Genomic DNA, 9514 nt, shown 5'->3' on the forward strand with positions numbered 1-9514 from the left:
TTTATAGGGTTTAGTCACAGACAGCTGTCACGCCCTGCGCGCAAAAGTCCGGAACATGAGAAACAGGAAGTAAGGCGCTCCGAGCAATGTGATCAAAATTCCGGACGGGATTTCCGTGGGTGCCATCACGGTCCGGCCAACAGTATCCGCGAGCACGAGGAGCAGCGCTCCCAGCAAGCTGGAAAGCACGATCGAATGCCTCGTGTTATGCCCGATCAGGAGTCGGACAGCGTGCGGCGCCATTAATCCCAGGAAGCCGATCGTGCCGACGCAAGCGACGGCACCCGCCGCCAGGAGCACACCGACCGCCATGGCGGCCAATCTCGTGCCGCGAACCGGCAAGCCGAAGCCGACGGAGCTGTCGTCTCCAAATGCGAGTAGGTCGAACCGCCGCCCCAGATTCCAGGCGAGCGGAAGCAGCACGAGCAAAAATATGGCGATGGTATTCACCTGATCCCATGTGCGGCCGTAAGTCGTGCCGGTCAGCCAGATGAAGCCCGTGCTTCCCCAGAGCGAGCCGCGCACGATCAGCACCTGGATGCCAGCCGCACCGATTGCCGATACCGCGATGCCGAGCAGGATCAGAACGGATGGATTAAGCCCCTTGCGCCAAGCGAGAGCGAAGACGATCGCGGCGGATCCCACGGCGCCGATGATTGCGGCGATGGACAGAAGCGAGATCGGCAGCTGCGGCCAAGCGATGAGCACCGCAAGCGCTCCGAACCCCGCACCCGAGGTGATGCCGATAATCGAGGCATCAGCGAGCGGATTGCGGACCGCGCTTTGGATGAGCACTCCGCTGACCGCCAGGGCAATACCCGCTCCGGCCGATACCAACGTCCGCGGCAGCCGCAAATTAAGAATTACCGAATAGCTCGCAGCGCTGTCAGACCCGATAAGACTTGACCATAGCTGCCTGATCGGCACTTGCGTCGCTCCCATCGTCATACTTACCAAAATAAGCGCAATAACGAGTAAGAACAGAATGACGACCAGCCTTGAATAACGGATCTTCATCGGTCGTCCCACGACGCTCATGGAGACGCCGCCTGCCGAGCCGGATATCGCCTTCATTTTCCGCAGGACCAGCCAGATTAACCACGGCGCTCCGATGACCGCCATGACCGCGCCGACGGGCACCTCCCCCATTCCGCTCCGCACCATGCGGGCAAGAACGTCTGCGCCGGTAATGAGGACGGCACCCCACAATGCGGTGGCCGGAATAAGCCAGCGATGCGAGCGCAACCCGCTTAGGCGGACAAGGTGGGGAGCGACCAGACCCACGAATCCGATCGGACCGGCGACGCTGACGACGACGGCCGCCATAAGCACAGAAAGCGCCAAACCGAGAAACCGGGTCAGGTCGACCTTCTGCCCGAGCGACCTGGCCGTCGCTTCGTCAAGATCCAGTACGTCGAACTGCTTGCCGAACAGGAAAGCCAGAACGACCGCTCCCATAATCCAAGGCCAGGCATACTGCACACCGCTCCAATCCAGCTGGTTAAGCGAGCCTGCGCCCCATAAAAATAAAGATTGAGATTCATAAGCGTAGAAAATATGCAGCGCGTTCGTGAAGGACCCGAGTACGAGCGACACGATCATTCCCGACAGCGCCAGCCGGATGGGACTTGACGCTTTGCCGCCCGCCAGAATAAAGGCTGCCATAGCGGCACCCGTTCCTCCCAGAACAGCGATTAGGAAAGGCGACTGATGAAGCGTGGCAGGAAAGAAAATCGTGCCCAGCACTACCATGAAATACGCTCCGCCGTTAATGCCGAGCGTATCCGTGGCGGCGAGCGGGTTTTTGGTGATCGTCTGGAGCAGAGCTCCGGCAATGGCCAGCCCGGTACCGGTGAGTAGGCCCAGCATCATGCGGGGCATCCGGATATCCCATACTAGATTATGATCCATCAAGTCCTGACGGTTCTGTAAGGCGGCGATGACCGTGGATACGGAAACCTTCGCCTCTCCGAAACATAAACTCGCGAACATGAGAACAACGAGGGCAGCGACGCCGCCCCCGAATATCGCAATTATACTTTTGCTGCTGGTCGTACTTGATAATGACCTATGCGTATCTGTTACCGTATTCATTTGGTCAAGACTTCAACGACGCGATCCACGAGAACCTTCGAAGAGGTGGGGCCACCGAACGTCCAGGTGCTTCCGTCCAGAGCATAAGTACGATTTTCTTTGACGAAGTTAAGACCTTTCCATACCGAATTGTCCTTCAGTGCGTTGGCGAAGACATCGTCTTCCTTTTGTACGATATAGAGGAAGTTGGTGTCCATTACCGCGGGAAGAGCCTCGACGGTCGAGTCTGTGAAGCCGTATTTCATGAACTTGTCCGATTTCCATTCATTTACAAGACCGATACGGGCCAGCGTCTGGGAGACGACGGAAGAATCCGTGAACAATCTCAATGCCGCATTGTTCTGCACGGTAAACGCCTGGGTTATGACGTACTTGAAATTTTCTTTGCCCGCTGCGGCCAGCTTAGCTTTGGCATCTGCAAAGTATTGGTCCAGGTCGACCAGGTATTGGTCGGCTTCGGCTTCTTTACCTACTGCGGTCGCAATGGTATTAAAAATGTCGATGGTTGCCGTGTATTGGTCAACGCCATCCGGATACGGATCGAATTCGATGGTCGGCGCAATGGCATTCAGTTGGTCGTAGATAGCTGCGTTGTTGTCGGAGTTGGAAATAATGAGGTCCGGTTTCAATGAAGCGATCGTCTCCATGCTCGGCTCCCAACGCATTCCTACGTCGGTTACGTCGCTTGCCAGCGGAACTTCGGGAGTCACCCAATTAGCGAACTCCTTGTTGTCTGCGTTCCCGATCGGCTGCAAACCCAGAGCGAGCAGGTCCTCGGTGAAAATCCATTCGAGCACGACGACACGCTGCGCCGGCTTGTCTAATGTCGTTTCGCCTTTGGCATGCTTGATGACGATCGGGCCGGAAGCTACCGGTGACGGCGATTCGGCAGATGCGCTTGGGCTGGCTTCTGTAGAAGGGCTAGCGGAAGGACTAGCGCTGTTCGATGCCCCGGCTTCGTTATTATTACTGGCGCCGCATCCTGCGACGATAATGGCCATAACTATAGATACCGCTATAATGCTTAGCAATTTTTTCATGATATTAGTTGCCTCCAGAAAAATGTTTTATTAGGCTTTTACCTAGGCTGTCGCTTCGACCTTCGGCTTGCTCGCTTGAGCTGCGGAGTTTGCCGTTGGTTCGGCTGCACCTATTTGAACGCTTGAAGGTGAAAGAGCTTCCGCCAAGCCGTAAGGCAGGCAGAGCGGAGCGCCCGTACGAGGATCGGGGATGACATCCGCGTCAATATTGAATACTTCGCGAAGCATCTGGCTTGTCATAACCTTCTCCGGATTGCCTTCATGCAGCACCACTCCGTCCTTCAAAGCAACAATATGCTGAGCATATCTAGCAGCATGGTTCAGATCATGAACAACCATAATGATCGTGCGCTTCTGTTCGCGATTTAGCTTTTCTAGCAAAGTCATGACTTCCATTTGGTGGGCCATATCCAGGAAAGTAGTCGGTTCATCAAGCAAAAGCACTTCAGTGCCCTGTGCGAGAGACATAGCTATCCAAGCCCGCTGACGCTGGCCTCCGGACAAATGATCAACAGGCCGATCGCTAAACGCCGTCATTCCGGTCGCGTGCAGTGCCCACTCGATCATTCGATTGTCTTCCACCGATAAATTCCCGAAGCCCTTCTGATGAGGATAACGACCGAACGAGACTAGCTCACGCACCGTTAGACCCTCGGGAGAGGACGGGTTTTGTGGAAGAATGGCCAATTGCTTAGCCACTTCCTTCGTTGGCTGTCGATGAATAAGCTTCCCGTCTAAGAAGACTCCGCCTTGCACGGGGTTGAGAATTCGAGCCATTGATTTCAGAATGGTTGATTTGCCTGATCCATTAGCGCCGACTAGCGCCGTAATCAGACCGTCCGGGACGTGCAAATTCAGCTCCTGCACAATTTGCCGGCTTCCATAGGCTAGGGATAACTGACTTGTAGTTAACCGTGACTTCATTTCATCCATCCTTCGTTGAAAACGATTCTCAATACTTCCTACGTTTTGAATGATAATGGTTCTCATTGTCATTGTCAATGAGTAAACAATGATTTTTTGTTATTTTCCAAGGGAATAGTACACTACAGCTTCTCTGGGCGGTGTATTCGGCGGTTTAGGTTCAGATTCGAGACTGTCGATTAATTGTGGACATTTTTAACGTGAACATACATATGCAGAGAATGTATATGATTTTTCGCATACATTTACAGAATCCGGGCTCAAATCAAATTTTTTGTATGAAATTTCGTATAGAATCGACTGATTCGATGTGTATGACGCTCTTTTTGTATGATTTTTCGCATACATTTTGTGGTCTCCCGCAGATTTCCGAAGTTAGGAACTGTTAATCGATAGCCTCGATTCTGTACCTACAGCTAATCTGGGCGTCGGATTCGGCGGCTTATAAAAAAAACTGTCCCGGCAACGAACCGGGACAGTCTTAACGAGTATTCAACTTAATCGAACAAATCTCCGAACACGTCCATGACGCTCTTTTTCCTTTTCTTATGGGGTGGATAGTGGGAATTATGCTGTTGATTATACTGCTGTGGAGGCGGGTTATACGATTGTTGGGGCGGTTGTGATCCTCTTGCTGAATCCCCGTAGTACCACTCGTTATATTCTTGACGCACTTCCTTGACACCTTGCATTAACTTATCCAGCTCCCCGCGATCGAACCAAACCCCTTTGCAGGTTGGACAGAGATCGATAAGAATACCATCCTTCTCTACTTCCCTCATTCGAGACCCTTCACAAACCGGACAATTCATATTAATTCCTCCCTCTTCCAGTAGTTTACCCTATTTATACGGGACAGACACTGCGAGGTTTCTTAATGGTCAGGAAGTAACCTTTCTAGCAAGAAATCGACAACGTTACCTTGCCCCTCTCTTCGCCTTGATACATTTTAATGAATAATTCCTTCCGTACCCTTTGGCATAACGAACAATCCTTCTTAACATTGAGGAGTCTGCTAGTTTTGTGAAAGGACAAGGATCGGGCCTTGTGTTAACCTCTAAAATCCATGCCCGGTTACGGCGATCCACGGCAATGTCTAGACCTAGTTCATTCATTCTAGGGTAAGCCTGCGAGAAACGTCGTGCCGTTAATCGTGCCATCCGGTTGAATTTACTCAGGAGTCTCCTTGCTTGCTTGTTACCCGTCGTGCGCCGTAGTAAGACTCTGGTTGAGTAGATGCTCCCGCCTTGACTGCCATTTGTTACCGCTTTGCGGGGATGGGCAACCCTAGCCGCCGTTCCGGTTACCTTCCACTTGGCTTTTCTCCCCTTCTGAATCATAACGCGAAAGTCGATCGGTCTTCCCTTATACCTCAGCACGTGTATGCCTCTCTGCACGATATAGGATTTTCTCCGTATCCGTTTGCGGAGCCACTGAAACTGAGCATGGAAGGTGCCAAACTTGGTACGCTTCCTCCCGTCTCGAACAATCCATTTGCCCTTCTGCTGATCTAAACGCATTACGCCAATCCCGCAGGAGCCCGACACGGGCTTCACGTAAACCATTCCATGCTTTTTTAATAATAGTGACAAGGTTCTTCGATTTAGTCGGCGCGTTGTCGGAATATGGGGTGCCAAGGAGTTCGATCTGGCCAGCACCCGGGTTTTGGTCCACTTGCTAGATACCGCTCTCTGCTTGTTCATAGGCGTATTCATCCCCTTTTTCTCCCAGATAGACATTGCCCTGTACGATACTGTATGGCAATCCCCCTCAGAGGGAAGGGCTGGGGCCTATGTCTAGAAGAAGAACCTGCACGGCTTTGGAACATATAATTTAATTATCGTACCGTGACGGCATTAGGAGGGGTAAATGTGCTAGATACCGCGCAGCTCCAAAGTAAGCTTCAGAGCACTCTAGATATATTTCCGTGGTACGGACGATTGCTCGCGGAGTTCAACGATCACACTCGAGCTCCTGATTCGTATGGAAAGCTGCCATTAATCACATCGGACGTATTAGAGAAATTCTATTATTGCCCCGAGCAGCCATTAAGCCAGCAGCCTGGTGTGACTTCCTATCGAACCTCCGGTACCAGCTCGCTGCGGCGTAAGACGATCTATTATTCCCCTGAGGACGAGGAGCGTTATGTAAGCATCAAATCTGCTATCTTCCAGCAGCTTCTACAGCCTTCAACGATTCGTACGGCGCTGTCCGATATGGGTACCGGCCATGCCGCTAATACAGCATTAGAAGTGTTTCGGAGCATAGGGCTCAAGGTCGATTCTATCCCTTTCCAGCAGCCAATCGAACAGCATCTCGAGCGAATCCAGGCTTTCCGTCCTCACGTCCTGTATACGATGCCTTCCATACTCGACCGTCTTCTAACAGAATCGGCAAATAACATGGCTGAAAGCGGCATTCACAAAGTCATCCTCGTCGGAGAGATTGCCTCACCTTCATGGGTTCACAGCGTCGCGGAAAGGCTTGGCATTGCACAGACGGACATTACGGATACTTATGGTTCGATAGAAATCGGTACGATCGCTTATTTCTCGCATGTGCATGGACGGTATCTATTCGCGAAAGGTATTGAAGCAGAAGGGGTCGCTGTTGATGCACTGTTCAACGATGCCGATCCTTTGAGCGAGAATGAGTCGGTACTGGTGCTAACCTCAATGACACGTGACTTGTTTCCCTCGCTGCGTTACGTAACATATGATGTCGTACGAGATCTGCGGCCCATCCTTGTGAACGGACAATGGAGACAGAGCTTTAAGGCGATCGTCAGGCGTCTCGGTTCTGAGCTTAAGCATGGGGAGAAAATCAGCATTTATGATATTGAGGATGTCGTCTACCGCCACCTCAAGGAAGCCCAGGTACGCATTCAGGTTCACGCCAACAAATTAACCGTTCATATCGATAGCAAGGAACAGGATCCTGCCATATTTTCTAGAATTGAACTTGAGCTGCTGGATCGCATCCCGGAGATCGGCTGCATGATTCGAGGCCGGATGCTTGAATCGCTCAGAGTCATTCCTTCGCCACTTACATTTGACAGTACCGTGCTTAAGCACAAAAGGATTTTCTACGACTGAGGGGAGATCTCATGCGATGGATATATTGGACGGCTTACTCCGGACAATCGGCCGCACTCCGCTTGTTCCGCTGAGACGGCTATTCAGGGGGGTTTCTTTTCAGGTGCATGCCAAGCTGGAGATGATGAATCCAGGCGGCAGCTCCAAGGACCGTCCAGCCTTGTTCATTATCCAAGAAGCGCTTCGGACAGGAGAAATCGGGCCCGGTACGGCTGTAATCGAGTCCAGCTCCGGTAATATGGCCGTAAGCTTAGCGACGATTTGCCGGGTACTAGGGCTGCGGTTTATCTGCGTCGTGGATCCTCGAACGACAGATACACATCTTAAGCTGATTCGCAGCTTGCACGGGGAAATCGAAATGGTAACTCTGCCGGACCCCGTCAGCGGCGATTATTTGCCTGCACGGATTGCACGCGTAAAGCAATTGCGACAGGAGATCAAAGATTGCTATTGGACAAATCAATATAGCAATCCGAACAACTATCTGGCGCATTATCATACAACGATGCCAGAGATTATTGAAGCATTGCCCCACATCGATTATTTATTCTGCGGCGTTAGCTCCTGCGGAACGATTCGGGGCTGCGCGGAGCGAATTCGCGAGCTTGGATTGCCTACACAGATCATCGCCGTGGATGCTGTCGGAAGCGTCATCTTCGGGGGATTCAAGGAAAAGCGCCAATTTCCTGGATTGGGAGCCGCCGTCGTTCCACCGATTAATCGTTCCGAGCTCATTGACCGTATCGTTTATGTGACGGAACGGGAGTGTGTTGAGGCGTGCCGAGAGCTTGTCCGCACCGAAGCCATTATAAGCGGAGCTTCATCCGGCGGCGTCCTTTCAGCGATTCGGGCAATGCAGAATGAGATTCCGGAAGGTGCGGCATGCGTGGCCATCTTACCCGATCGCGGAGATCGCTATTTGGATACTGTGTACAACGATGAATGGGTCCGGCAGCATATCTTGGCTGGCACCTGAGAGGTGAGAGCAGATGATTTACTTAAACGATAGGCACATTCAGGAAATCGGAGTGGATTGGAATAACTTAATCGATCAGATAGAATCCACTGTCAGGCTCATGCAGACGGAGGAAATATCCCAGCCCCTTAAACCTTACTTGCGATTCCTTCATCCAGGTAATCGAATAATTGCAATGCCCGCGTTCGTCGGAGGGGCTGTAGAAGCGAGCGGCGTGAAGTGGATTGCCAGCTTTCCGGGGAACAAGACGCAAGGGCTGCCGCGAGCGCACTGTACCGTTATCCTTAATGATCCCCATAGCGGTGTTCCCGTAGCCTTCTTCCAGAGTGGATGGCTGAATACTCTTCGAACTGCTGCGGTTAGCGGAGTGATGCTGCGAAAGTATATTGAGGCTCATTGTGATATAAATTCCGAGAAGCCTATTCAACTGGGGATCATAGGCTGGGGGCCGATCGGGTGGCGTCATCTGGAGATGGTCAGCGAGGTTTTCGGGGATCGCCTTCGCTCTGTGCGACTATTCGATAGTAAGGGAATCGATCCTTCGACCATCGACGCGAACCTGCTCGGGATAACGCACATCGCCGCCTCTTGGCAAGAGGTATACCTTTCCAGCAACGTATTCATTACGTGCACCGCTTCGACCGACCGATATATAGATCTGCTTCCTGCACCGGGGACCTTGCTTCTCAACATCTCTTTACGAGACTATATGCCACAGATCGTTCAGGCCGTTAAAGCCGTCATCGTTGACGATTGGCGGGAGGTATGCCGGGAAAATACGGACATCGAGCAGCTTCACCTTAAATGCGGGCTTCAGGAAGGTGGAGTTCAAACGTTAAAACAAGTTGTATGCGACAATGTGCTGCGGAAATTCACTGTTGATGAGCCTATATTCTTTAATCCGATGGGCATGGCCGCGTTCGACATTACCTTAGCGGCTCACTATTGGCGACAAGCGGAGCGACTAGGTATCGGTGTTACATTGGAGGAGTAACTGTTAAAGGTTCGATTTTAAGCTAAATACAACGCTCCGAGGTCACTCATCCGACCATGCAGTTCGCACAATGCTAACTGCAGCGCTCCGAGGTCACTCATCCGACCATGCAGTTCGCGCAATGCTAACTGCAGCGCTCCGAGGTCACTCATCCGACCATGCAGTTCGCACAATGCTAACTGCAGCGCTCCGAGGTCACTCATCCGACCATGCAGTTCGCATAATGCTAATTGCAACGCTCCGAGGTCACTCATCCGACCATGCAGTTCGCACAATGCTAACTGCAGCGCTCCGAGGTCACTCATCCGACCATGCAGTTCGCATAATGCTAATTGCAACGCTCCGAGGTCACTCATCCGACCATGCAGTTCGCATAATGCTAATTGCAACG

9 protein-coding genes are annotated in these 9514 nt (G+C 52.0%); 3 read left to right on the plus strand and 6 right to left on the minus strand.

Annotated elements, in window-relative coordinates; all coding sequences use genetic code 11:
* Nucleotides 1–27: 27 nt before the first annotated feature.
* From ACESLK_RS27150 to ACESLK_RS27170, 5 genes are all read right to left on the minus strand, one after another.
* Entirely contained in the window at nt 28–2094 is a 2067-nt protein-coding gene (locus ACESLK_RS27150; RefSeq protein WP_373232938.1) for an iron ABC transporter permease, read from the minus strand.
* Nucleotides 2091–3134: an ABC transporter substrate-binding protein gene (locus ACESLK_RS27155; protein ID WP_373232939.1), complete on the minus strand. Its 1044-nt coding sequence runs from the start codon at nt 3132–3134 to the stop codon at nt 2091–2093. Before ACESLK_RS27155 ends, ACESLK_RS27150 begins: the two co-directional genes overlap by 4 nt.
* Before the next feature lie 42 nt (nt 3135–3176).
* On the minus strand, nt 3177–4058 hold the full coding sequence (locus ACESLK_RS27160) for an ABC transporter ATP-binding protein (protein ID WP_373232950.1): 882 nt from the start codon (nt 4056–4058) through the stop codon (nt 3177–3179).
* 497 nt (nt 4059–4555) lie between these two features.
* Nucleotides 4556–4870 carry a TFIIB-type zinc ribbon-containing protein gene (locus ACESLK_RS27165; RefSeq protein WP_373232940.1) on the minus strand — a complete coding sequence of 105 codons (315 nt, stop codon included), beginning with the start codon at nt 4868–4870 and terminating at the stop codon, nt 4556–4558.
* A 105-nt stretch (nt 4871–4975) separates the two neighbouring features.
* A complete protein-coding gene (locus tag ACESLK_RS27170; protein WP_373232942.1) occupies nt 4976–5773 on the minus strand; it encodes a YheC/YheD family protein in 798 nt (265 codons plus the stop codon).
* A 156-nt stretch (nt 5774–5929) separates the two neighbouring features.
* On the opposite strand from ACESLK_RS27170, the gene ACESLK_RS27175 reads away from it, so the two are divergent.
* Genes ACESLK_RS27175 through ACESLK_RS27185 form a run of 3 tightly spaced genes read left to right on the plus strand, consistent with a single transcriptional unit; the run spans nt 5930 to nt 9123 of the window.
* Nucleotides 5930–7153: a phenylacetate--CoA ligase family protein gene (locus tag ACESLK_RS27175; protein WP_373232944.1), complete on the plus strand. Its 1224-nt coding sequence runs from the start codon at nt 5930–5932 to the stop codon at nt 7151–7153.
* Nucleotides 7154–7169: 16 nt separating this feature from the next.
* Nucleotides 7170–8129 (plus strand): 2,3-diaminopropionate biosynthesis protein SbnA, encoded by a 960-nt coding sequence (gene sbnA / locus ACESLK_RS27180; protein ID WP_373232946.1) that lies wholly within the window; start codon nt 7170–7172, stop codon nt 8127–8129.
* 13 nt (nt 8130–8142) lie between these two features.
* Nucleotides 8143–9123, plus strand: coding sequence for a 2,3-diaminopropionate biosynthesis protein SbnB (locus ACESLK_RS27185; protein WP_373232947.1), 981 nt, complete (start codon nt 8143–8145; stop codon nt 9121–9123).
* 17 nt (nt 9124–9140) lie between these two features.
* Here the strand turns inward: ACESLK_RS27185 and ACESLK_RS27190 are convergent.
* Nucleotides 9141–9514 (minus strand): hypothetical protein (locus tag ACESLK_RS27190; protein ID WP_373232948.1); only part of this gene is annotated, 374 nt, incomplete at its 5' end.

This window comes from Cohnella sp. (assembly GCF_041640265.1).
Taxonomy (GTDB): Bacteria; Bacillota; Bacilli; order Paenibacillales; family Paenibacillaceae; genus Cohnella.

Excerpts from the sequence above, each read along its gene's own strand:
- ACESLK_RS27150 (WP_373232938.1), bottom strand. The coding sequence starts at position 2,094 with ATGAATACGGTAACAGATACGCATAGGTCATTATCAAGTACGACCAGC.
- ACESLK_RS27155 (WP_373232939.1), bottom strand. The coding sequence starts at position 3,134 with ATGAAAAAATTGCTAAGCATTATAGCGGTATCTATAGTTATGGCCATT.
- ACESLK_RS27160 (WP_373232950.1), bottom strand. The coding sequence starts at position 4,058 with ATGAAGTCACGGTTAACTACAAGTCAGTTATCCCTAGCCTATGGAAGC.
- ACESLK_RS27165 (WP_373232940.1), bottom strand. The coding sequence starts at position 4,870 with ATGAATTGTCCGGTTTGTGAAGGGTCTCGAATGAGGGAAGTAGAGAAG.
- ACESLK_RS27170 (WP_373232942.1), bottom strand. The coding sequence starts at position 5,773 with ATGAATACGCCTATGAACAAGCAGAGAGCGGTATCTAGCAAGTGGACC.
- sbnA (WP_373232946.1), top strand. The coding sequence starts at position 7,170 with ATGGATATATTGGACGGCTTACTCCGGACAATCGGCCGCACTCCGCTT.
- ACESLK_RS27185 (WP_373232947.1), top strand. The coding sequence starts at position 8,143 with ATGATTTACTTAAACGATAGGCACATTCAGGAAATCGGAGTGGATTGG.